This window comes from Williamsia sp. DF01-3 (assembly GCF_023051145.1).
Taxonomy (GTDB): Bacteria; Actinomycetota; Actinomycetes; order Mycobacteriales; family Mycobacteriaceae; genus Williamsia.
Map to the genome: position 1 here is coordinate 3,858,853 of NZ_JALKFS010000005.1, position 23,383 is coordinate 3,882,235.

At 66.1% G+C, this 23,383-nt stretch carries 22 protein-coding genes and 3 pseudogenes; 5 read left to right on the forward strand and 20 right to left on the reverse strand.

Annotation, left to right across the window (positions count from 1 at the left end; all coding sequences use genetic code 11):
* Nucleotides 1-129: 129 nt before the first annotated feature.
* The 16 genes and pseudogenes from holA to MVA47_RS20345 form a co-directional block, all read right to left on the reverse strand.
* Nucleotides 130-1,091, reverse strand: a pseudogene (gene holA / locus MVA47_RS20270) (DNA polymerase III subunit delta).
* A 30-nt stretch (nucleotides 1,092-1,121) separates the two neighbouring features.
* Nucleotides 1,122-2,531, reverse strand: coding sequence for a ComEC/Rec2 family competence protein (locus MVA47_RS27085; protein ID WP_247209601.1), 1,410 nt, complete (start codon nucleotides 2,529-2,531; stop codon nucleotides 1,122-1,124).
* Nucleotides 2,528-3,451, reverse strand: a complete 924-nt coding sequence (locus MVA47_RS20280) for a ComEA family DNA-binding protein (protein WP_247209603.1) — start codon at nucleotides 3,449-3,451, stop codon at nucleotides 2,528-2,530. The genes MVA47_RS27085 and MVA47_RS20280 overlap by 4 nt, the downstream gene beginning before the upstream one ends.
* 91 nt (nucleotides 3,452-3,542) lie before the next feature.
* Nucleotides 3,543-4,391 (reverse strand): DegV family protein, encoded by an 849-nt coding sequence (locus MVA47_RS20285; RefSeq protein ID WP_247209605.1) that lies wholly within the window; start codon nucleotides 4,389-4,391, stop codon nucleotides 3,543-3,545.
* Complete coding sequence (octT, locus tag MVA47_RS20290) at nucleotides 4,388-5,149, reverse strand: diglucosylglycerate octanoyltransferase (RefSeq protein WP_247209607.1); 762 nt, start codon at nucleotides 5,147-5,149, stop codon at nucleotides 4,388-4,390. The genes MVA47_RS20285 and octT overlap by 4 nt, the downstream gene beginning before the upstream one ends.
* 7 nt (nucleotides 5,150-5,156) lie before the next feature.
* Entirely contained in the window at nucleotides 5,157-5,825 is a 669-nt protein-coding gene (locus MVA47_RS20295; protein WP_247210951.1) for a histidine phosphatase family protein, read from the reverse strand.
* A gap of 40 nt (nucleotides 5,826-5,865) precedes the next feature.
* Complete coding sequence (gene rsfS, locus MVA47_RS20300) at nucleotides 5,866-6,273, reverse strand: ribosome silencing factor (RefSeq protein WP_247209608.1); 408 nt, start codon at nucleotides 6,271-6,273, stop codon at nucleotides 5,866-5,868.
* A pseudogene (gene nadD, locus MVA47_RS20305) lies at nucleotides 6,270-6,925 on the reverse strand (nicotinate-nucleotide adenylyltransferase). The gene rsfS and the pseudogene nadD overlap by 4 nt, the downstream one beginning before the upstream one ends.
* Before the next feature lie 39 nt (nucleotides 6,926-6,964).
* On the reverse strand, nucleotides 6,965-8,359 hold the full coding sequence (locus MVA47_RS20310) for a VWA domain-containing protein (RefSeq protein WP_247210953.1): 1,395 nt from the start codon (nucleotides 8,357-8,359) through the stop codon (nucleotides 6,965-6,967).
* Nucleotides 8,360-8,367: 8 nt separating this feature from the next.
* Nucleotides 8,368-9,249, reverse strand: a complete 882-nt coding sequence (locus tag MVA47_RS20315; protein ID WP_247209610.1) for a MoxR family ATPase — start codon at nucleotides 9,247-9,249, stop codon at nucleotides 8,368-8,370.
* 51 nt (nucleotides 9,250-9,300) lie between these two features.
* Nucleotides 9,301-10,596, reverse strand: a complete 1,296-nt coding sequence (locus MVA47_RS20320) for a glutamate-5-semialdehyde dehydrogenase (RefSeq protein WP_281504832.1) — start codon at nucleotides 10,594-10,596, stop codon at nucleotides 9,301-9,303.
* Complete coding sequence (locus MVA47_RS20325; protein WP_247209612.1) at nucleotides 10,593-11,402, reverse strand: crotonase/enoyl-CoA hydratase family protein; 810 nt, start codon at nucleotides 11,400-11,402, stop codon at nucleotides 10,593-10,595. The genes MVA47_RS20320 and MVA47_RS20325 overlap by 4 nt, the downstream gene beginning before the upstream one ends.
* A gap of 74 nt (nucleotides 11,403-11,476) precedes the next feature.
* Entirely contained in the window at nucleotides 11,477-12,361 is an 885-nt protein-coding gene (locus tag MVA47_RS20330) for a ribokinase (protein ID WP_247209614.1), read from the reverse strand.
* A 51-nt stretch (nucleotides 12,362-12,412) separates the two neighbouring features.
* Nucleotides 12,413-13,054 carry an HNH endonuclease family protein gene (locus MVA47_RS20335; RefSeq protein ID WP_374474437.1) on the reverse strand — a complete coding sequence of 214 codons (642 nt, stop codon included), beginning with the start codon at nucleotides 13,052-13,054 and terminating at the stop codon, nucleotides 12,413-12,415.
* Nucleotides 13,055-13,103: 49 nt separating this feature from the next.
* On the reverse strand, nucleotides 13,104-15,407 hold the full coding sequence (gene recG / locus MVA47_RS20340) for an ATP-dependent DNA helicase RecG (protein WP_308280575.1): 2,304 nt from the start codon (nucleotides 15,405-15,407) through the stop codon (nucleotides 13,104-13,106).
* A gap of 13 nt (nucleotides 15,408-15,420) precedes the next feature.
* The gene (locus MVA47_RS20345; RefSeq protein WP_247209617.1) at nucleotides 15,421-17,100 is read right to left on the reverse strand and encodes a DAK2 domain-containing protein; all 1,680 of its coding nucleotides are present in this window, start codon (nucleotides 17,098-17,100) and stop codon (nucleotides 15,421-15,423) included.
* A gap of 209 nt (nucleotides 17,101-17,309) precedes the next feature.
* Here MVA47_RS20345 and rpmB point away from each other — a divergent pair, with 209 nt between their 5' ends.
* Both rpmB and MVA47_RS20355 read left to right on the forward strand, forming a co-directional pair.
* The gene (gene rpmB / locus MVA47_RS20350) at nucleotides 17,310-17,501 is read left to right on the forward strand and encodes a 50S ribosomal protein L28 (RefSeq protein ID WP_023954059.1); all 192 of its coding nucleotides are present in this window, start codon (nucleotides 17,310-17,312) and stop codon (nucleotides 17,499-17,501) included.
* Between the two features lie 4 nt (nucleotides 17,502-17,505).
* Nucleotides 17,506-18,326, forward strand: a pseudogene (locus tag MVA47_RS20355) (enoyl-CoA hydratase/isomerase family protein).
* A 33-nt stretch (nucleotides 18,327-18,359) separates the two neighbouring features.
* Here the strand turns inward: MVA47_RS20355 and MVA47_RS20360 are convergent.
* From MVA47_RS20360 to MVA47_RS20370, 3 genes are read right to left on the reverse strand one after another with little or no spacing between them, the layout of a single operon-like run.
* Nucleotides 18,360-19,040: a uracil-DNA glycosylase gene (locus MVA47_RS20360; RefSeq protein WP_247209619.1), complete on the reverse strand. Its 681-nt coding sequence runs from the start codon at nucleotides 19,038-19,040 to the stop codon at nucleotides 18,360-18,362.
* Between the two features lie 32 nt (nucleotides 19,041-19,072).
* Nucleotides 19,073-19,594 carry a gamma carbonic anhydrase family protein gene (locus MVA47_RS20365; RefSeq protein WP_247209620.1) on the reverse strand — a complete coding sequence of 174 codons (522 nt, stop codon included), beginning with the start codon at nucleotides 19,592-19,594 and terminating at the stop codon, nucleotides 19,073-19,075.
* Nucleotides 19,595-19,638: 44 nt separating this feature from the next.
* Nucleotides 19,639-20,604, reverse strand: coding sequence for a thiamine-phosphate kinase (locus tag MVA47_RS20370; protein ID WP_281505515.1), 966 nt, complete (start codon nucleotides 20,602-20,604; stop codon nucleotides 19,639-19,641).
* Nucleotides 20,605-20,674: 70 nt separating this feature from the next.
* Here MVA47_RS20370 and MVA47_RS20375 point away from each other — a divergent pair, with 70 nt between their 5' ends.
* Both MVA47_RS20375 and MVA47_RS20380 read left to right on the forward strand, forming a co-directional pair.
* A complete protein-coding gene (locus MVA47_RS20375; protein ID WP_051406303.1) occupies nucleotides 20,675-20,983 on the forward strand; it encodes an Lrp/AsnC ligand binding domain-containing protein in 309 nt (102 codons plus the stop codon).
* A complete protein-coding gene (locus MVA47_RS20380) occupies nucleotides 20,980-21,516 on the forward strand; it encodes a DUF3515 domain-containing protein (RefSeq protein WP_247209623.1) in 537 nt (178 codons plus the stop codon). The genes MVA47_RS20375 and MVA47_RS20380 overlap by 4 nt, the downstream gene beginning before the upstream one ends.
* Nucleotides 21,517-21,526: 10 nt before the next feature.
* On the opposite strand, the gene MVA47_RS20385 is transcribed toward MVA47_RS20380, so the two are convergent.
* Nucleotides 21,527-22,522: an NAD(P)H-dependent glycerol-3-phosphate dehydrogenase gene (locus MVA47_RS20385; RefSeq protein ID WP_247210957.1), complete on the reverse strand. Its 996-nt coding sequence runs from the start codon at nucleotides 22,520-22,522 to the stop codon at nucleotides 21,527-21,529.
* A 156-nt stretch (nucleotides 22,523-22,678) separates the two neighbouring features.
* On the opposite strand from MVA47_RS20385, the gene cofC reads away from it, so the two are divergent.
* Nucleotides 22,679-23,353 carry a 2-phospho-L-lactate guanylyltransferase gene (gene cofC, locus MVA47_RS20390; RefSeq protein ID WP_247209625.1) on the forward strand — a complete coding sequence of 225 codons (675 nt, stop codon included), beginning with the start codon at nucleotides 22,679-22,681 and terminating at the stop codon, nucleotides 23,351-23,353.
* Nucleotides 23,354-23,383: the final 30 nt, after the last annotated feature.

Consider the following 23,383-nt stretch of genomic DNA (forward strand, 5'->3'; position numbering starts at 1 on the left):
CTGAACTTTTGTACCTCGCTCACCCCGACGATCCCCCACGCGGTCGTCGGGGTGAGTGTCGTCCGATCACCTGCCGCCTCGCTGTCTCACCCCCGGATTGCTCCCGAAGTCCCTGGCCGGTGGGCCCTGTCAGCGACGACGAGAGGGACGCAGATCGGCGACCGCGGCCACAGCGCGTTGCAGACTGTAATCCGCGTCGGCGGCTTGACCTTTCACCTCGCCGTTCAAGGTTGCCACCACGGTCATCGCCTTGGCGATGGACACCGAGTCCCATGCCGACGCCTGGCCCTGAACCTTCTTCACCCGCCACGGCGGCATGCCCAGTTCCGACGCAGCCGAATACTGATCCATCCTGCCGATACCGCGCACCCGGGCGATCGCATGCACTGCTTCGGCCAACGCATCGGCGAGCAGAACGTGCGGAACACCGTGATGATGAGCCCATTGCAGTGATTCCAGGGCTCCTGGCCGGTCGCCGGTGACCGCCTTGTCGGCGACTTCGAAGCCGGTGATCTCCGGACGACCCGAGTAGTAGCGGGCGACCGCGGCCACATCCACCTTGCCCCCGGTGTCGGCGGCCAGCTGACTGCACGCGGCAGCCAGCTCGCGCAGATCTGCCCGTACCGAATCCAAGATCTTCTCGACGACGTCGGGGCCCGCCTTCACACCGTGACTGCGTAGTTCGTTGCGGACGAAATCCGCTCGCGCCGATGGTTTGAGGGCAGCGCAGTCGTGCTCTTCGACACCCGACTTCCGCAGGGCGGCGACCATGGATTTCGCACGCCCCGACCCTGAATGGACCACCACCAGCGTGACGCCTTCAGGTGGACTCGCTGCCACTTCGGTGACCAGCTTGGCCGGTTCCTTCCCGGCTTCACCGGCGGCCTCCAGGATCACGATGCGATCTTCGGCGAACAACGACGGACTGAGCAGTTCTGCGAGTTCGTGTTCGGTCGCATCTCCGGCGCGCAGCCGCGTCACCGGATGTCGCCGGGATTGTCGACCGACCCCCTGACGGCGGCAACGATGCCCGCGGTTGCCCGCTCACAGAGGAACTCGTCGTCGCCCAACACCAGATGCACACTGCTCACCCGGCCATCGTGCCAGAGACCGACGACAGGTCACCACAGAGTGATCGTGGCCATCGGGAGAGAACTCAACTGCTCGGCCACCACCACCATCCACCACAGGGCCGGACCGACGAACCGGACCAGCAACGTTGCCAGCGGCGGGCAGAGCACCACCAGGGCCGCAGAGGCCGTCCCCAGCACGGTGATGGGCGGGACCGCAAGAGTCACCGCGATGTTCGCGACGATCGCCACCAGGCTGATCTGACCGCTGATCATCACGACGATCGGAAGGGTGACCACCTGCGCCGCGACGGCGACGGCAAGCACTTCGGCGAGACCACCCGGAACGCGGTGACGTCGAAGCCGATCCACGATCGGCGGTGCCATCACGATCAGCCCAGCGGTTGCCGCGACCGACAGCATGAACCCCGGATGGACGGCGAAGGCGGGCCAGATCAGCAACAGCACAACGATGGCCGTACACAATGCAGGCATCGCCTGAGCACGTCGCCTGACCAGCAATGCGAGCAGTCCCACCGCACCCATCACAGCTGCCCGCACCACACTCGGACTCGGTCGGACCAGCAGCACGAAAACCACGATGGCGCAGGCGATCACAGCCACCGACAGACGGGGCCCGGCACCCACCGCTCGCACGGCGAGGAGCAGAGCACCGATGATGATCGCAAAATTGGCGCCCGACACAGCCGTGAGGTGCGACAGCCCGCACGTTCGAAATGCGGTCTTGAGGTCCTCGTCCAGAGTCGAGATGTCCCCCAGCACCATTCCGGGCACCAATCCCGATTCCGGGGTACCCAGTGCGCGTGAGGCCGTCTCCTGGAACCGGGTACGCACCTCTGCTCCGGCGCGCTGATACCAGGGCGGCGCACGCACACGGCTCGGCGGTGCGGAGACGGTCAGCGTGGCCACGGTGAGGTCCGGGCGCCGTGGCGCCGACACCTTGGCGACAGTCGAAAGTGTCTGTCCCGGAACAAGACCGGACCATCCGTCCATCGGGCCAAGCACGGTCGCCGCCGTGTCTGCGACATTCCGGTCCCGCACCGACAACACATCGACCGCGAGAACCACCCGATCGGTGCCGGCGATGATGCGCGGGTCGTCTGACACCCGGAGGGTCATAGTTGTCTTGCTTCCGCGCATCGACTCGGCCGCCAGCGGGTGCTCGGCCAGTTGGTGCTGACGCACCACCAGCGCCCACCCGAATCCGGCCATGGTTCCGGCGACCCCCAACACCACAGGCAGAACCAGCATCCGAGATCCGCGCGCCGTCCAAGCGATCGCGACGAGCGCGAGCACACTGGCCGATACGCTCGCCGCAACCGTGATGCCAAGGGGGCCAACAATCCCCAAGACCGTCATCGTCCACGCTCCGACTGCCGCGGGCACCAGCCGCACGTCGAGACCCACCGACGTGGGCGCCCGGATGTCGGTGCCGTTCACACCGTGACCTTGTCCTTCAGCTTCTCGAGGCGGGCGGGACCGATCCCGTCGACTTCGGCCAGCTGATCGACCGAGGTGAAGCTCCCGTGGGCCTGCCGCCACGCGATGATCGCGGCCGCGGTGACCGGGCCCACCCCGGGAAGCGTGTCCAACTCGGCTTCGGTCGCCGTGTTCAGATTTACCTTGCCTGCCCCATCGGCCGTTCCTGCCGGAGCGGGCCCGGGTAGTGCGGTGCCGGCAGCGGCCGGCGGACTCCCGGCACCGTCCACCGCGACGACGGCACTGCGCATCTGGAAGCCTCCCGCCGGGTCGGTGAAGCCGACGAGCACCTGATCGCCGTCCCGAAGTGGCTGAGCCAGGTTGAGGCTCAACAGATCTGCGTTCGGCTTTGCTCCCCCTGCCTTGTCGATGGCGTCGGCGACACGAGCTTGCGGAGGTAACCGGACCAATCCGGGACGGTGCACCAAACCGACCACGCTCACCACCAGTTCCGCCGGGGGTGCAGCGCTCGACGCTGGTGGTGCAGTGTCCACCGGGGCTGGGACCCCTGCCGATTCCGGGAAGCTGACGGGGACCTCGGATCCCGCGTCGGGCCCGGCGAACGCGGTATACAGGGCGATCAGAGTTGCCACGATGCCGACCGCCACCAACCCGATCGCCGCTGCCGGGGTTGAACGCCATCGCCGTCGAAGCGGTCCGGCATCGACGTCGTCGGGGTCATCGGTCCAGTGACCACGTGCGCCGCCGGCCGCGCCCGCCGGCGGGGCATCGCCACCGCCATCGGGCGAATCCGGGTTGTCATGCATCCATTGCGCCGACCCGAGCCAGGCAGGGGCCATCGGTTCTTCCACCGGGACGGATCGTTCAGGCGTGTCCGACGCGGTCGGCGACGCCGTCAACCGGTCCAGGTTGCTTCTCATACCCGAACAGTAGGAGGCCGATCTCTGCGTTCAGATCAGAACGCCACCCGGCGACGCGGTGCTGTGGACAACCCGGCGAGTGTTGACAGAGTCAGTCGACATCGATGTGGTCGAGCGACGTTGTCACAGCGATCCCCACCGCACCGCTCCCCACATGTCGCGACAACACGGGTCCGAGGTCGGATTGCACCAGCGAGGTGATGGTGAGCTTGGACTGCAGGGAGTCGATGATCTGCTCGGCCAATTCGGGTGCGTCACAATGCTGTACACCCAGCGTGATGGGACGGCGTTCGGCGACGTCCACGGCCGTGTCGATCATCTTGGCGATCGCCTTGGACATGGTTCGCTGTTTCTCCTTGAGCGCCAGCGTGCCATCGACCACCCGAAGTATCGGCTTGATCGCGAGGGCCGAGGCGAACAGACGGGTGGTGGCACCGATGCGACCACTCGACCGCAGGTTCTCGAGTTGTTGTACGCACAGCAGACACTCCGTGGTGGACCCCACCCGGATCGCTGCCTCGTACGCCCGGTCCATGTCGGCGCCGGTCTCCGCGGTCTGCGCGGCGGCGATCGCCGCGAACCCGACCCCCAGACCCACGGTGCGGGAATCGACCACTCGGATCCGGCCCTGGAACTTCTCGGCCGCCAGTCTCGCCGAGCCCCATGTCCCGCTGAACCGGCGCGACAGATGCACGGCGATCACGCCGTCGCCGTCGCTGAGGTCGACCGCCTTCTCATAGGCGGCTTCGAGATCGGCCGGGGAGACGCCGGACGTGGTGGTCTGCGGATCGTTGAAGATGTCCGGGCCGATGTCGTCGACATCCTCGAGGAGATCCTGCTCGGCGGTCAGCACATGCATGGGTACTTGCTCGATGCGGTACCGCTCGCGGATCGGCGCGGGTAGGCGGGCCGACGAGTCGGTGACGATGGTGACGGTCACAGTGCCACGCTAGTCGCGGTCGCGGCGGCGACGGCATCGCCCACCAGGTCGGCCACCTCCCGATGACAGCCGAAACCCCAGTGGATCCCGTCCGGGTTGCCTTCACCGTGGTCGAAATGGCGTGCCGTCGGCTCCAGCAGGTCGACCAGGGGCACGTGCGCCTGCGTCGCCCAATCAGTGATCGCGCCAACGGTTTTCGGTCGCCCGGCATGCACGTTCCCGTAGTACGGACTCCGATGGGTGGACGGCAGGCAGGCGACCACCGGCAGGTCGGGGCGAATCGCGACCAGGGCCTCGTGGATCTTCGTCAGGTAGTCGGTGGTCAACGCGGGCGGCAACGCCAACGGCCATCCGAGCGGCGAGAGTCGCGGCTGCAGCCACCCGTATGCGTTGCGCACCTGCTGCCGCAGCGCCGGGGGACGGATGTACCGAATCTGCTCACGGAGCGCCGTCGGGAGTGGGGACGGCAACGAATCCATCCCTCCGAAGGCGAACACCACGGCCTTGGCCCTCGGAACTGCCGACCAGATCCGCGGGTCCTGGGTGAGGGCCCACCACACGTCACGGCTGGTCCAGCCGATGCGCCCGAACAGCTCCAGACGCAGATCCAGGCGATCGGCCGCCAGAACCGGCCAGATCCGGGAGTCATCGGCAGGTAGACCACCGGTGGGTCCGTAGTAGGCCAGCGAGTCGGACAGGACCAGCAGGCTGTCGGGGACCGGCGGTCGACTCGGCGAGTTGCCGTCGCTTGAACTCATCAACAGGTCACTGCACTGCGTCGTCGGCGACCTCGGCCGATGCGTTCCACACATCGAGCCGCCACGTGGTCTCGTGGTCGGCACCGTGACCGCTCAGCTGAACCCAACTCGTGTTGGCGAGACCCCCGAGCACGGGCCAGTGGCTCACCGGCAACCGCAGCAGGCCCGCCGTCATCGCGGCGATGACCCCGCCGTGAGCCACCAGGACCACGGGGGCATCCGCGTCGTCTCCGCGACCCCAGTCCCCCAACTCGGCCACCAGTTCGTCGACCACCGGCATGCTGCGCTGGGCCACATCGGTGCGACTTTCGCCACCGGGCGGTCGCCATGAGGCATCGTCGCGCCACACCTTGCGGGCCCCGGGCATCTGGGCATCCACTTCATGGTGGGTCAGACCCTGCCACTCACCGAGATGCGTTTCGCGCAGCCGACGATCTGTGGCAACCTCCATGCCCACCTGATCGGCAAGAGCAGCTGCAGTGTCGCGGGCCCGCCGCAGATCGGAGGAGATGATCAACCGAGGGCCGCGTGCAGCCAGCACCTTCGCCGCCGCGGCGGCCTGCCGAACACCGAGTTCGGACAGGTCGGTGTCGAGTTGTCCCTGCATGCGGCTGCCTGCGTTGTAGTCGGTCTGACCGTGCCGCAGGAGAAGCAGTCGTCGTACAACCGGGGTCATCCGTTCGACGCTCGAGTCGTGGCCGTCCGGCCGAATCGACTCATTCACCAAGGTCACCCCGATCGCTGTCACCGGCTTCCACAGTGGATTCGATTCCGGGGATCTCGATGATCGGGCAGTCTTTCCACAGCCGTTCGAGGGCGTAGAACTCGCGCTCCTCGTTGTGCAGCACGTGGATCACCACGTCGATGTAGTCGAGGAGGGTCCAGCGGCCTTCTCTGGTCCCCTCCCGACGGACAGGTTTGCTGCCGGCCTCGCGGAGCTTTTCTTCGATCTCGTCGACGATCGACGCGACCTGACGTTCGTTGTCGGCCGATGCGATCACGAAACAGTCGGTGATCACGAGCTGTTCGGACACGTCGATCACGATGACGTTGGCGGCCAACTTGTCGGCGGCCGCGTGGGCGGCCACGGTTGCCATGGAAACCGCCTCGGATGACGCTGTCACTGAATGCCTTTCGATTGGTATAACTTTCGCTTGCTGATGTACTGCACCACCCCGTCGGGAACGAGGTACCACACCGGCCGGCCGGTGCCGCACGCATCCGGCAATCGGTCGAAGAAATGGCCAGCGCCGGTATCTCCATCAGATGAAGAGTATCGGGCGGCAGCTTGTCGAGGTGCTGGTCGAGATGTGCGGCGCCGAGTTCATACCCCGGCCGACTCACGCCGACGAAGCTCGCGAACTCGAACAGACCCTCCCAGTTCTGCCACGACAGGATCGATGCCAACGCGTCGGCGCCGGTGATGAAGAACAACTCCGCGTCCGGGTTGAGTGTGTGCAGGTCGCGAAGGGTGTCGACGGTGTACGTGTCCCCGTGGCGATCGATGTCCACCCTACTCACCGAGAACCGGGGGTTGGCCGCAGTGGCGATCACCGTCATCAGATAGCGGTCTTCCGGCGGGCTCACGTTCCGGTCCGACCGGTTCTTCTGCCACGGTCGTCCGGTGGGGACAAAGATGACCTCGTCGAGTTCGAACCGGTCGGCGACCTCGCTCGCCGCCACCAGGTGACCGTTGTGGATCGGATCGAAAGTGCCGCCCATCACCCCGATCCGCCGACCGCGCGGCTGCTGTGGGTCTGGCGCGATCTCGGGCATAGGGGCTGAGTGTACTGAGCGTGTGAGGTCCACAGCAGATCAGACCGGCAACAGGTTGGCGATGACCTTGGCGAGTTGACCGGCGTTGCGACATTCGTGCATCTCGATGACCGCCGAGTAGGTGCCGGCCACCGAGTCCCCCGTGTCCCAGTTCACCGCGGCTTCCGGATTGAGCCAATACGCATGCCGGGTGCTCTCGACCATGCGCGTGAGCGCATCGAGTTGGGGGTCGTGGTAGTTGTTGCGCCCGTCGCCCAGGATCAGTAGAGCGCCCCGGCGCGTGAGGGCATCGAGGTGGTCGTCCGCGAATCCGCCGAACGCGTGACCGTAGTCCGAGTGACCGTCGCGGGTGATCAATCGGGCGCCGGCGAGCATCTCGCGCACAGCTGTCGCGAAGTCGAGATCGGGCCCGTCGAAATGTTCGGTGACCTCGTCCACGGTGTCGACGAAAGCGAACACCCTGACCTTCGAGAACTGTTGGCGTAGGGCGTAGACGAGCTGCAGGGTGAACTGCGAGAACCCGGCCACCGAGCCCGAGACATCGCACAGGACAACCAATTCCGGCCGACCGGGCCGAGGTTTGCGGCGCACCAGGTCGATCGGGACGCCTCCGGTGGACATCGACGCACGCAGCGTTTTACGTACGTCGATCGACCCACGGTGGGCGCGTCGCCTGCGGATCTCGAGGCGCGCCGCCAGTAACCGTGCCAGCGGAGCGATGGTGCGACGGACCTCCGCAAGATCAGCTGCGCCGGCGGAGAGGAAATTGACCCGTTCGGGGAGATTGGGGACCGCGTACTGCGAGACCTGCTCGCGGCCGTTCCGCTGGGCCATCCGGCGCTTGGTTTCCTGCTCGATCAGCGACCTGAACTTCTGTACCCGGTCGGCCGCGGCTCGCCGGTACAGCGGTTCGGTGCCGGCGGTCTCGTCTCCCGCTCCGGCTGCCATGGCGGCGGCGATCTGCGCGATGAGGGTCTGGGGATTGATCGTCGACATCGCCTGATACGTGGAGAACGCCGGACCGCGATTGGATCGGTAACTGCCGAGTTGCGCCACAGCCATCGCCGCGAATGCGGCCAGTTCGGCCTGCGCCTGCGGTGAGTCGTCCGCGAGCAACTCGGCGAGCCGTTCGCGCACTGCGTCCACGTCGATGTTCCCGTCGGCGTCAGGCGTGAACGCGTCGTCGTCGACGCCGCTGCGTTCGCCCATGCCCAACGGGAACCAGAGGTCGAAGACGGAATCGAACACCCGGCGGTGTCCGTTGTCGTGCAGGAGTGTGCACGCCATGCCCTCACGGAAGCTGTCCCGATCGAGCAGATCCAGCACTGCCGTCGCCTGGCCCGCATCGATCAGGTTGGCCGGTCCGACGATGATGCCCCGGGCCCGCAGATCATCCACGAATCCGGTGAGCTGGCTGATGAACGGGGCATCCACGGGCACGCTCAGCTCAACTTCAGCTCTTTGAGCGCGGTGGCGAGGTCGGGACGGTGTTTGAGGACCACACCGAGGGTTTTCGCGATGACTCCGTCGTCGATCCGCGCCCCGGGCTTCTCCCCCACTCCCAGGGCGAGCAAGGTGTTGGCCCAGTCGATCGTCTCGGCCACCGATGGCTTCTTACGGATGTCGAGGGTGCGGAGAACTCCGATGATGCGCACCAGTTCCTTCGCGACGGATTCGGCGAGCTGCGGGACACGACTGGCGAGGATCTCGCGCTCGCGGGCCGCGTCGGGGAAGTCGATGTAGAGGTACAGGCAGCGTCGCTTGAGGGCTTCGGACAATTCGCGCGTCGCGTTGGAGGTGAGCAGGACGATGGGCCGCCGATCGGCGGTCACGGTGCCCATCTCCGGGATGGTGATCGCAAAGTCGCTGAGCACCTCGAGCAACAGGCCTTCGATGTCGACGTCGGCCTTGTCGACCTCATCGATCAGCAGCACCGTCGGGCCCGGCTGCGAGATCGCTTTCAACAGTGGCCGGGGCAGGAGGAACTCGTCCGAGAAGATGTCGGCTTTCGTCTCGTCCCATCCGCGCTGCCCTGTCGCCTGGATGGCGAGGATCTGTTTGGCGTGATTCCACTCATAGAGTGCACGAGCCTCGTCGATGCCCTCATAACACTGCAGTCGCACCAGATCGGCGTTCGTCGACTGCGAGATGGCGCGAGCGAGTTCGGTTTTACCCACACCGGCCGGTCCCTCGACCAGGAGCGGTTTGCCCAGCCGGTCGGCAAGGAACACCGACGTGGAGGTCGCGTCGTCGGCGAGATAGCCAACGCCGGCAAGCGTTTCGCGGACGCCGGGCACATCGGTGAAACTAGGCTGTACGCCCACAGGTCACTCCTCAGGATCGAAAATCAGGTGTCGGCCGGCTCGTCCACCGGGTCAGCGAGGCCGCGTCTGGCCGTTCCCCCACGCGATCCACTTCGTGGACGTGAGTTCCGGGAGTCCCATCGGCCCACGGGCATGCAACTTCTGTGTGGAGATACCGATCTCGGCACCGAAGCCGAACTGTTCACCGTCGGTGAATGCGGTGGACGCGTTCACCATCACCGCGGCGGCATCGACGCGGTTGGTGAACTCTTCGGCGGCAGCGAGGTCTGTGGTGACGATGGCCTCGGTGTGGCTGGTGCCGTACCGGTCGATGTGGTCGATCGCCTCGTCGATCCCACCCACGATCTTCACAGCGATGTCGAGGGTGAGGTATTCGTCGGCCCAGTCCTGCTCGGTGGCCGGAACCATGCCCGGTTCGTCCCCGTGGATGGTCACGCCTGAGGTCTGCAAGACCTGGGTCAGGCGCGGCAGTGCGGTCTCCGCGATGGCCCGGTCGACCAAGACGGTCTCGGCGGTGTTGCAGACGCTCGGCCGGCGGGTCTTGGAGTTGATCACCAGATCCTCGGCCATATCGAGGTCGGCGGCTGCGTGAATGTATATGTGGCAGTTGCCCGTACCGGTCTCGATGGTCGGCACGGCCGCGTTCTCCACCACTGCCTTGATCAACCCGGCCCCGCCACGTGGGATGACCACATCGACCAGTCCACGAGCTCGGATCAGATGGGTCACACTCGACCGGTCGTCGGACGGGAGCAGTTGGACGGCATCAGCGGGTACACCAGCAGCGGTCAGCGTCTCGCGCAGGATGCGTACCAGCTCTGCGTTCGAACCCGCGGCGGACGACGACCCACGAAGCAGGGCAGCGTTACCCGATTTCAGCGCGATGCCGAATGCGTCGACGGTGACGTTGGGCCGCGCCTCGTACACCATCCCGACGACACCGAGGGGCACCCGGACCTGACGCAACTGCATCCCGTTGGGCAGCGTCTTGCCCTGGATGACGTCGCCGATCGGATCGGGCAGAACGGCGACTTGCCGCAGCCCCTGGGCGATGCCCTCGACGCGGTCGGAAGTCAGACGCAGGCGGTCGATGAGACTGGCCTCCACACCCGCAGCCTCGGCCCGGGCGACATCGCCGGCGTTCGCCGCCAGAATGGCATCGGTCTGGACGAGAAGAGCCTCCGCTGCATCATGCAGCACCTGGTTCTTCTGGATGGTCGTCAGTCGGGCCAGCATCCTGGACGCAGCTTTCGCCGCGGTCGCCTGGGCACGAACGATCTGTTCGACATCAGCCGCAGTGGTGATGGAAGCACTCATCGGTCCAGGATAAGGGTTCGGGGAGTTCATCCCTGATCGACGTCACCCTGGCGACCGTCTTGTGCGATGTCGAACGAGCCATGGCGGCCCGCTCCCCCTGCGAACCGAGAAGCACCGGCCACGGTGTCGCTTGCCAACGACGTCAGTCCGTGCGCGAACTCATTGCTCAGTGCATCTCTCTCTGCCATACCTTCCTGCTCGATCACCGACAGCCGGTCCTGACGTAGACACGTCTGCGGGAATGCAGCGATCTCGCGCGCGAGATGCTTCGCGGCGCGCACCGCTTCGCCGTGCGGCACCACCCTGTTCACCAACCCGATGTGGTGGGCTTCCGCCGCCGAGACGGCCCGTCCGGTCAGGATGAGATCCATCGCGTGCGAGGTGCCGATCAGGCGCGGCAACCGTACGGTGCCGCCGTCGACCAGCGGCACACCCCACCGGCGACAGAACACACCGAGCACCGCGTCATCCTCGGCTATCCGCATGTCGGCCCACAAGGCCAGTTCGAGTCCGCCGGCGACCGCATGTCCGCTGATGGCTGCGATCACCGGTTTGGACAGTTGCATTCGCGTCGGTCCCATCGGGCCATCGCCGTCGGGCTCCACCCGGTTGACCTTGTCTCCCGTCGCAACCGCTTTGAGATCTGCACCGGCGCAGAAGGTTCCACCCTCTCCGTGCAGCACCGCGACCGCGGCGTCGGAATCGGCATCAAACGCGCGAAAGGCGTCCGCCAGCGCTGCGGCGGTCTCGCCGTCGACGGCGTTGCGCACGTCGGGCCGATTGATGCCGATCGTGGTGACCGATCCTTCGCGGCGCACCACCACTGTGTTCGTCATGTCTCTCCCTTGGCCGGATGGGTCCGAACGTATCGCCGAAACCGCAGCGGCGACGCCACTTCGCGCAGCCGGACCTATCTGCGGGACGCGACGTAGTCCGTCGCTCTGGCTGCGGACCGGCGTGCCGCCGACTGCAGATCCGATCCCGCGGCCAGGTATGCAGCAAGAGAGCCGACGAAGTGGTCACCGGCTCCCGTTGTGTCATGTGCGTGCACCTTCTCGACGTCGAACGTCTCGACCGAGCCGTTCGCGGCAACCACCACGCCGCGGGCGCCGAGAGTGATGACCACCGACCGCGCCACCTCCAGCAGTCGCCGGGCCATGTCACCGGGATCAGTGAGCCGGCGGTCGGCGCAGTAGTACTCGGCCTCCACCGCGTTGACAACCAACGGGTCGGCCGCGCTCAAGATGTTGTTGTCCAGCGGGGCGACCGGGCTGGGGTTGAGGATGAAACGACAGTCGCCGGCTTCGGTCCACCCCACCACGGCCGCCGTCACCGACCGTGGTGATTCCAGTTGCGTCAGAACCACTTTCGGGTCGAGAGCGTCGAGCGCAGCGGTGACATGGTCCGCCGAGACCTGATCGTTGGCACCGGAGATGACGATGATGCTGTTGTCGCCATCGGCATCGACCTCGATGACGGCGCGGCCACTGGCGCCGGCCACCTCGACGACGTGGCGGGTGTCCACGCCGGCGGCGTCCTGATGCCGGCGCATCGTTGTACCCGCGTCGTCGTCGCCCACTGCACCGATCAGGGCGGTGGGGCCGATGTCTGCGGCCGCGAGTGCTTGATTCGCCCCTTTTCCGCCGGGTCGTTCCACGTAGCTCGTGCCCATCACCGTCTCGCCGACCCGTGGCCGGCGGTCGGTGCGGACCACGAGGTCCAGGTTCAACGTGCCGACCACTGCCACAAGGGGCGTATCGGTCCTCGAAGATGTCGGCGTCTGAGGATTGTCCATGTCCAACATCTTCCCTCACCGTCACCTCTGCGGGACAGCTCGCGGCCGCGATCAGCAGGTTGCCAGGGCCTTTCGGAGCACGGGATACGACGCGCGGTCGAGATACAGCCCGTACGCTCGCACCACCCTGACGAACTGGGTTGCGTACTGACAGTGGAACGCCGTGTTGGCAGGCATCCACCGCGAGGGCTGCTTGTCGCTCTTGTCCTGGTTCGCTTCCCCGTCGACCGCCACCAGGTTCGCCGGATCGTTCGCAAACCGTTGTCTCACAACGGCATCCCAGCGGCGCGCACCCATCGACCAGGCGTAGGCCAACGGCACGATGTGGTCGATCTGCACCTTGGCACCGGACCCTTTCCCCCGTCGGAAGACAATCCAGCGCCCGCTGTACGGGCTCTGCAGTTCACCGGAGGCCACTGCTCGTGGACAACTGTCGATGGCGGCGAACACCTTGTCGCGCAGGTCCCGATCGAGGATGTCGTTGCGGGTGTCGCATCCGTTGCCGGCTCCGCGCGCATCGGTACCGTCGGTCCACGCCTCGCCGAAGGAGCTGCGTTCGTAGTCGGTCGATTTCGGGCGCTCCGCGAGTGCCGGGATCAACGCCAAGTCGGCCAGAACCGCTCGGGCATCGGTGGATGCGATGTGCGGATCCACACCGGTGAGCCCGTCGCTCGCCGCGAACACCGCCGCCATCGCGAAGGCGAACAGCGCCACCCACCATTTCAGGGCAACGGTACCGCCGTCACGACTTGTCCAGATAGGCCAATCGGACGGGCCCGAGGATCGAGTCGACGAGACCCGCCATCGGCTTGTGTTCGACGAGCGTGAGGTCGCGGCCCACCACTTCGTCGGCCAGCGCGCGGGTGTCCTCGATGAGGTCGCCGTCGGTGAGGAGAGAGAGGAACTTGAGCGACGACGTCTGCCCCGATTGGAGGGAGCCAAGCAGATCACCTTCCCTCCGCTGCGCCAGGTCGACGATCGACAACGCGAATCCGTCATTGGACTCCGCGACAGCCCGTAGCCGTTCCATCGCCGGCGACATCTCCGACGCACCGGTGACCAGAAGACACAATCCGGGCAGACCACCGCGGCCGACGCGGCCCCGCAACTGGTGCAGTTGACTGACCCCGAAACGCTCGGCGTCCACGATCACCATGGTGGTCGCATTGGGCACGTCCACTCCCACCTCGATCACCGTTGTCGACACCAAGATGTCGATGTCCCCTGCGGTGAAGTCGGCCATCAGCAGGGCCTTCTCGTCTGCGGGTAGTCGACCGTGCAGGAGGCCGAGGCGATGAACACCCAACGGCCCTTCGCTCAGCGTTGTGAACATGTCCACCGCGGACGTGGCCGGTTCGGCTGCGGCTTCGGCGCCTTTGCGCTCCGACTTCTGCCCGGCCGCAGTCCCGTCGTCGCCGATCCGGGCGCACACCACGTACACCTGTCGACCGGCCTCGACCTCCTCGTTCACCCGCTCCCAGACGCGCTGGACCCATTTCGGGTTCCCACGCGGGACCACACTCGTGGTGATGGGTTGACGACCCCGCGGCAGCTCTCGGAGCGTGGAGGTCTCGAGGTCTCCGAACACAGTCATGGCCACAGTGCGCGGGATGGGCGTCGCGGTCATCACCAGCAGATGCGGGACGATTCCGTCGCGTCCACGGGACCGCAACGTATCGCGTTGTTCCACACCGAATCTGTGCTGCTCGTCGACCACGACAAAACCGAGGTTGAAGAAGTCGACGTGTTCCTGGAGGAGCGCGTGGGTGCCGATCAAGATGCCCACCTGGCCGGTGACGGTTTCCAGAAGCGCCGTGCGTTTGGCCGCCGTCTTCATGGATCCGGTGATCAGCGCGATCCGGGTGGCTCCCTCCTCACCATCGAGCTCACCTTCGCGCGCGAGTCCTCCGAGCATCGCCTCGAGCGTCCGGAGATGCTGGGCGGCAAGGACTTCCGTCGGAGCCAGCAGCGCGCACTGGTAGCCGTTGTCGATCACCCTCAGCATCACCAGCAGCGCCACCAGGGTTTTGCCCGACCCGACCTCTCCCTGAAGCAGCCTGCTCATCGGCGCGACGCTGGACTGATCGGCCGCGGTGATCGGGGCCGCGAGGTCGGCGCTGATCTCGTCGATCACGGCCGCCTGACCTTCGGTCAGAGTGAAGGGCAGCCGCGCGATCATCTTGTCCTCGAGGCCACCGGGTACGTGCCGACAGACAGGGCCGGCCGCACCGCGGTCGACATGGCGTCGCTGCGCCAATGCCAATTGCAACGCGAGCGCCTCGTCGAACTTGAGTCGGGCACGCGCCTGGTCGATGTCGTTCTGCCCCTCGGGCACGTGAATCTTGCGAAGCGCCTCGTCGGCACCGATCAACCCGCGGGCGAGCCGCTCGGTTTCGGGCAACGGGTCGTCGATCGGATCGAGTTGGCCGAGAACGGCGCGCACGCACTGCCAGATGGTCCACGCCTGCAACTTGGCCGTGCCCCGGTACACGGGGATCACATCGCGCAGGAACTCGGAGAAATCGATCGACCCATCTTTTTCTCCGCCGCCGTCTCCTGCGTCCACCGCAAGCGCTTTGGCGATCCCCGCCATCACCGCCGACCCCACCGCATCGTCGGCCTCGATCGAGGTGCCGTCCTCTGGCAGCAGCAGCCAGTTCGGGTGTGTGAGCTGTAGTTCGTTGCGAAAGTACTTGACCTCGCCGGCCATCATCACCCGTGTCCCCTTGGGGAGCTTCGCGGCGATCCACGGCGAGTTGAAGAACGTGACGGCGATCCGGACGTTCCCGTCGAAGACGACGAGTTTGACCATCTTCCGGCGGGAATTGCGGATCGGGATCGTCTTGTTCTCCTCGACCCGGGCCACCACGGTGAGGCGCTCACCGGGTTCGGGTTTGCGTTCGCCCGAGAGATCACCTTGTTTGACGTAGCGGTCGGGAACGTAGCGTAGGAGCTCACCGACGGTCTGCACCTTGATCTGTTCCTCGAGCATGTCGGCGGCTTTGGCGCCGAGCACCGTTTCGAGCGAGTCGGACAGCGAAACCACTAGCGTGCCATGCCTATTCGACTCCGACCTGCAAGAGCTCGCCGACCTGGCCGCCGGGATAGCTGACGAACTCGACCCCGGGGTGGTTGGTGTTCACGTGGTGCTCGAGATGCTCCAGAACCCCTGGATCGAGGTTGCGGCCCGCCAGCACGCTGACCATCTCGCCACCTGTGCTGAGCAGCAGATCGATCAGACCTGTCGCAGCGCCGAGGATCTCCCTGTCGATCACCAGGACTCCGTCGCCGATGAGTCCGAGATGGTCACCCGGCCGACAGGTTCCGGCAAAGGTCAGGGCCGTCTCGGTGGCCACCACCACCGCGCCGAAACGCGTTGCGGCGGCTGCTTCTGCCATCGCGTAGGCATCGTCGTCGGCCAGTTCGGTCGGGTCGTGGACTGCCATCGCCGACAAACTCTGCACCATCGACCCGCCCGGGAGGATGACCACCGAGCGATCCCGCGAGCGGGCAGCGGCAGCGACGGCGACGAGTTCCTGGGCCGGCAATGCCCCATTGCCCATCAACACCACATGTGCGCTGTCGACCTCGATGATCGCCTTGGCCAACGCGTCCGCATCCAGTTCACCGGCACCGTCGGTGTCGGCCCGGACCACCACGGCCCCCTCCTGCTCGAACAACTCGGCAGCCTCGTCGCCGGTGACGACGGCAACGACCGCGCGTTTGCGTTTGGGAAGGTGTCCGGAGTCGTCGTCCTGGCCTCGATGGGCATCGAGCAGAAAGCAGCTGATCCGGATGTCGGAGACCCTTCCCAGGGCCAGCCCCGCCTCGATCGCCGCACCCGGTTCGCAGGTGTGCACGTGAATCGAGAATCGTTCACCTGCTTCGTCATCGGCGCTGTCGCCGACGATCACCACCGCATCACCGAGACCGTCCAGATCGCGCCGCAACGTCGAGATCTGCTCTGCGGCAGCGCCTTCGAGGAGGTACATCACCTCGAAGTCCATCTCATCGTCGCTCTCGCACGTCTCGCCGATCTGGTGTCCGATGCGGTCACCGCCACCGGCAAGCGCGCCCTGATAACGACGGCGGCGTGCAGATACACCGGTGAGTACCTTGACCAGTTCGTCGAAGATCACGAGCAGACCGCGTCCACCGGCGTCGACCACCCCGGCCTGAGCCAGCACGTCGAGTTGGCCGGTGGTGAGGTCGAGATCCTCGGCGCACCCGTCGGCGATCGCCCTGGCGAGGTCGGCAGGCGTCGCCTCGATGTGCTCGGCGGCATTGTGCGCCGCGCGCCGCAGCAACGTGAGGACGGTGCCTTCACGCGGCTGGCTCACCGCGCGCGTGGCGGCCAACGATCCGAGACGCAGGCCGGCGACCCACAACTCATTGAAGGACACACGGCCACCGATGGAGTTGACCTCGGCAGCGTCGGCCAGTCCGACGAGGACCTGCGAGAGAATGATGCCCGAGTTACCCCGCGCCTTGCCCACGGCACCATCAGCCATCGCCCTGGCGACCGTCGCCGTATCGGCGTCGGCCTGTACCTCACCCACTGCGTCGGCTGCCGCCATCATCGTGTGCAGCATGTTGCTGCCGGTATCCGAATCCGGGATGGGGAAGACGTTGAGGTCGTTGATCTCGGCGCGGACGGCGCCGAGACCTACCACCGCACCCTCGATCCAGTCGCGCAACAACCCGGGATCCATGGCGGGTACACCAACCTGCTCCGGCATGTCCGCACCTCCCCTCATGTGGTCTGTTCCACAGACTAATCTGAGGGGACGACCAACCGGACCCGGCCGTATCAGCGGGACGCGAACGTGACGCTATTTGGATCGCGGCGCACCGAGCCGCTATCCTTGCAGGGTTGCCTATCGGACGCCCGGCGTCACGCCGAACACCGAGGGCCATGACCACCAGTTTCTCACTAAGGAGTTCGACGATGGCTGCCGTCTGCGACGTATGCGCCAAGGGCCCCGGCTTCGGTAAGTCGGTCTCTCACTCACACCGGCGTACCAACCGGCGCTGGAACCCGAACATCCAGACCGTTCGGGCCCAGATCGCTCCCGGAAACCGCAAGCGCCTGAATGTTTGCACCTCATGCCTGAAGGCCGGCAAGGTCGTCCGGGGCTGACCCCGTGACCGACACACGGCCGGGATCGACCGTCGAGTCCGATTCCGTCCAGCTCAGCGACGATGGCGTTCTGCGGATCGCCGTCGCCTCTGACAAAGCGGGCAACTCTCTGGACCGCGGTTATTTCAACCGCGGCACCGAGGTCTTGCTCCAGGTGGCGCGCGGCGAGATCAAAGCCGGTGCCATTCTTCTGATCGGTACCGGCGCCAACTTCTGCGCAGGCGGCAACGTTCGCGATTTCGCGGCTGCCGACGACCGACCCGATTTCCTCGGCGGTCTCGCCGGTGACTTCCACCACTTCATCCGAGCTCTCGTCGGAGCCGATCTCCCGATCGTCGCAGCGGTGCACGGTTGGGCCGCCGGCGCGGGGATGAGTTTGGTGACGCACAGCGATGTCGCCATCGGTGGCACATCCACCAAGATGCGTCCGGCCTACATCGGGATCGGCCTCAGCCCGGACGGCGGCCTCACGTGGTCGCTCCCCGGGTTGTCGGAGCCGCCCGTGCCCGCGACATCATCTTGACCAACCGGATCGTGGACGCGGCCGGTGCACTCGAACTCGGTTTGCTCTCACGCATCGTCGAGGACGACGAGGTTCTGGCGACCGCAGAAGCCGCAGCATCCGCGATCGCGGCCGGTCCGTGGCGAGCGTTGTCCGCCACCCGGGCACTTCTCACGAACTCCCCGACATCCACGCTGAGCGATCAGCTCGATGCCGAGGCCGCATCTATATCGGCACTGTCCGGCCAGCCCGACGGAGTCGAAGGCGTCGACGCGTTCGTCGGCAAACGCAAGCCGGACTTCTCCTCCATCAACGGCAAGTAGTCGGCGGTACCGGACTTGCTGTGACGGCGCCGTTCACGGCAGGCGCCAGTCCACCTCATCGGCACCCTGCTCGGCGAGAGCTGCATTGGCACGCGAGAACGGCTTCGACCCGAAGAATCCGCGACTTGCCGACAGCGGCGACGGATGGGGAGACGTGATCGTCGCGACCCCGGGCAACCAGGGCGCAAGTGATGCGGCATCTTTCCCCCACAGAATCGCCACCAACGGCCGATCTCGGGCCGCCAAGGCCTTGATGGCACACTCGGTCACTGCCTCCCACCCCTTGCCGCGATGACTCGCCGGGGTTCCGGGCGCGACCGTGAGAACTCGATTGAGCAGCAGTACCCCTTGATCCGCCCAGGGCGTCAGGTCCCCGTTCGACGGTCGCGGAAGTCCGAGATCAGAACTGTACTCGGTGAAGATGTTCCCCAGACTGCGTGGAACCGGTCTCACCTCTGGTGCCACCGAAAAGCTCAGTCCCACAGCATGTCCGGGCGTCGGATACGGATCTTGGCCCACCACGAGAACTCTCACCTCGTCGAAGGGACGGGTGAACGCGCGCAAGACGTTGGGCCCCGACGGCAGATACGTTCGCCCTGCGGCCAACTCGGCACGCAGGAACTCTCCCATCCGCGCGACATCGTCGGCCACCGGTTCGAGGGCTTGTGCCCAGCCCGCGTCCACGAGTTCGGACAGTGGTCGCCCGTCGGACATATCGCTCCTCACCTTGGGAAAGTGCCGATCACCTAGTCGAGCCGCCTCAGGGCGGTTCGATAGTAGGTGGCATTGTTGGCATACAGATCGACGTTCAGGTCGATGTGACCTTCCGGAACCTGGTAGCCCTGCCGTATTTTCGCCGGAACACCGAGCGCCATCGAACGGTCGGGTACCTCGAACTTGAACGGCACCACCGCCCCGGCACCGACAATGGAGCCAGCTCCGATCCGAGACCCGTTGAGTACCACCGACCCTGAGGCGATCAGGCAGTTGTCGCCGATCACGGCGCCCTCGATGTGCGCGTTGTGCCCGATGGTGCACCGCGCCCCGATCACCGTCGCGTCCACGAGTGTGCAGTGGATGACGGTGCCGTCCTGGATGTTTGTCCGCTCGCCGACGGTGATGGTTCCGTAGTCGCCCCGAAGCACGGCGCCGGGCCATACCGAGACCCCCGCCTCGAGCGTGACGGCTCCGATCACCACCGCGTCGGGATGGATGTAGACCCCTTCGCCCAGTTGCGGTTCTCGGTCATCGAGTGCGTAGATCGCCATGGCAGTCACAGTATCGCGGGCGCACCGGCGGTCGAGCGCAGCGGTCAGAATGTCCGCCAGCCATCACCCAGGTCGGACACATCCAAGCCCGACACCACCACGGAAGGACCGCTGTCAGCGGCATGCACCGAACCGATAGCGGTCCACCCTGTCGGAAGCTCACCGGGCGCGAAAGCAGCCAGGAGTTCATGGTCTTCTCCACCGGCCACGGCCCAGCGGACCGGGTCGACACCCAGCTCGGCTGCTGCTGCGGCCAGGTCGGGGGGCAGCGGAATGGCAGCGGGGTCCACCCGAAGCGACAGACCCGACATCCTTGCCATCGTTCGCAGTTCACTCGACAAGCCGTCCGAGATGTCGGTCATCGCGTGCACGCCCGACTCCGCCGCGGCCAGGGCCAGCTGTAGGTGCGGCTTCGGAACGCAGTGCGCGGCAACTAGATCGGCGAAGCCATCGACGCCTGCCAGCAGGAGAGCAAGGCCCGCGGCGGATCCACCGAGCGGGCCCGATACGGCGAGAACGTCGCCGGCTACCGGTGTGGAGAGTCGAACCGGTGCGCGGTCGTCCATCGCACCGACCGCCGTCACCGCGATCACCAGTTGATCGCCGGCGGTGAGATCGCCACCGACGACCTGCGCCCCGTACCGCGCTGCGGCCTCACGCATTCCGTCACGGACACCGACCAGTGTTGTCGTGGGGGTTCGATCCGGGCACGTCAGCGACACCACAAAACCGGTGACCCTGGCGCCCATCGACATCACGTCGGCTGCATTGGCCACCACCGCTTTGGCGCCCACCTGACGTGGCGTGCTCCAGTCGAGTCGGAAGTGCTGTCCGTCGACGAGTGCATCGGTGGTCACCACCACCGGTCCGCTGCCGACGAGCACCGCGGCGTCATCACCCGGGCCCACGATCACCCCATCTGCAGGAGCGGAGTCGTCTCGTGCGGTGAACAACGCGATCAGCTCGTGCTCACCGACGTCGCCGACCGTGCGGACGGGATCGCTGGACAGGTTCCCTCACCGCCCCTCTGTTCGTCTCGAGTCTGTTGATTGGCCTCTGAGCACCGTTGTCGGTGAGAATATGTGCCAGTGTATTTGGGTCAGCCACCGGTTGATCGCAGTCGCCAGCGAAAGGAACGCCGTGGTTCAGGCATACATACTGATCCAGACCGAGGTCGGAAAGGCCGCCGTGGCAGCGGCCACCATCTCGGAGATCGACGGCGTCGCCTCGTCGGAGGAGGTCAGCGGCCCTTACGACGTCATCGTGCGCGTGGATGCGACCGACGGGACGCACCTCACCGAGGCGGTCGTACCGAAGATCCAGCAGGTCGAAGGGATCACCCGGACGTTGACCTGCCCGGTGGTGACCGGTACGCCGAGGCAGGGGTGAGCGACTCGTCGACGCGCCGGCTCAGTCCGGCCGTGATCGCCAGCATCGTAGCGATCCCGGTCATGGTGATCGTGGGGTTCATCACCTATGCGGTGGTCGGCACAGACGGCGCAACCTCTGACGACACCCCGCTGAAGACGATGGCAGCGCCCGAACGGGACTCTCCGGAGTGCGCGAAACTCATTGCCGCCCTTCCCGAGAGTTTTGATGGGTTCGGCAAGCGAGAGACCGCTGCGGACGGCCTGGTCACCTGGGCACCAGGCGACCAGGTGGCCGGACCCGTCCAGGTGCGTTGCGGAGTCGATCGGCCCGAATCACTCTCGCCGACCTCTGGTTTGCAGGTCGTCGATCCGGTGCAGTGGTTCTCGGTGTCGGCGACAACCGAGGCCAAGGGCTTCCTCTGGTACGCCGTCGACCATCGGCCCTATGTCGCCATCTGGCTACCCGAGAACGTCGGAAATGGCCCTATTCAACAGGTTTCGCAACTGATCGACCAGAACCTCACAAGCGCACCCATCGATCTGGGCGGCTGAGGACGTCACGTCACTCGGGCTTGGTCCGTCGGCCAAGCAGTTGATAGATGGCCTCGGTGACCGTGAGGCCTTCGTGGCAGACCTGGTGAACCGCTTCGGTCAAAGGCATGTCCACACCGTGTTTCTCGGCCAGGGCCCGAACCGACGTGCACGACTTCACACCCTCGGCGACCTGACCGTTGGTGGCTTCTTGAGCCTCTGCCAGTGTCTTGCCCTCCCCCAGCCTGCTGCCGAATGTGCGATTGCGCGACAGCGGCGAGGAGCATGTGGCGACGAGATCACCGACCCCGGCCAGCCCGGCCAGTGTTTCGGGTCTCGCCCCCAGCGCGACCCCCAAGCGGATCGTCTCGGCCAGACCGCGAGTGATGATGGATGCCAGGGTGTTCTCCCCGAGTCCGACACCGGACGCCATCCCACATGCGAGTGCGATGACGTTCTTGACCGCGCCCCCGATCTCGCAGCCGACCACATCCGTGTTGGTGTACGGCCGAAAATATCTCGTACTGCACGCCTTCTGGATGTCGCGCGCCCGGGACTCGTCCTCACACGCGACCACGGTCGCGGCGGGTTGGCCGACTGCGATCTCGCCGGCGAGATTGGGCCCCGACAGCACCGCGACGCGATCTGAGGCGGCGCCGGTCACCTCTGCGATCACTTCGCTCATCCGCAGCAGCGTCCCGGTTTCCACGCCTTTGGACAACGACATCAGGGTTGCGGTGTCAGCGAGGTGCGGCAGCCAGGTCTGCATACTTGCGCGCAGCGACTGGGAGGGCACGGCACAGACCACCAAGTCGGCACCCCCGAGAACCTCGGCGAGGTCGGCGCTGGCGCGCAAACCCTCGGGCAGAGGTACCTGTGGCAGGTAGTCGGGGTTGGTGTGGGTGCGGTTGATGGCGTCCGCCAGTTCGGGCCTCCTCGACCACAAGACCGTCGGGGTGCCCGCGTCGACCAACACCTTGGCCATCGCAGTGCCCCACGAACCCGAGCCCATCACGACCGCCTGCATCACGCCACCACCTTTTCCATCGTTCTCTGCCGTCCGAGTGTGTCGGCATCCGCTGCCCGGACCGACCCGATTCTCTCGAACGGTCCAAGACTAGAGGCCACGGAGGTGGTGGGGTGCCTTTTCCCCTCGCGACCACCGGCGACCATGATGGAGGTCATGGATACGCGATCGATCGCAGTCGTCATCGCGGTCAAAGAGCTGAGCGCAGCCAAGACACGGCTGTCGCCGGGCGTCGACGGCAACGCCCGACGCCAACTGGTGCTGGCCATGCTGACCGACACCCTCGCAGCGGTGCGAGCCGCGGGACTCGATCAGGTGGTGGTGGTCAGTCCCGACACATCGGTTGCCGAGGCCGCGCAGGCGAGTGGCGCTCGCACTGTGGTGGACCGCGGCGACGTGCTCAACGGCGATGTTCTCAACGCGGCGTTCGCGATCGGCATCGACCACGCTCTGTTGTTGTGGCCGGGCAGCCGAATCATGGTGCTGCAGGCCGATCTCCCCGCGGTGAGGCCCGAGTCGCTCACGGCCGCCATCGATCGGTCCTCGGATCTGGAGCGGGCCTTCATCGCCGACCATTCGGGCACCGGTACCACCGCACTGTTCCTGAACGCAGCCGATCTCAGCGCCGCCGACACCCTTCGGTTCGGGGCCCACTCGGCCCGAGAGCATCGTCGCCGGGGTGCGGTCGAACTCACCGAGGACTCCGGTCGCTGGCCGGACCTGAGGATCGACGTCGACACCGTCGAGGATTTGCTGACCGCACGGCGCCTTGGCCTGGGAACTTCCACCAGTGCCGTTCTCGAACGCTTGCAGTTGGATGAACAAACCTGATCTCCCGGTGTCGGGGCCCCGACAGATAGG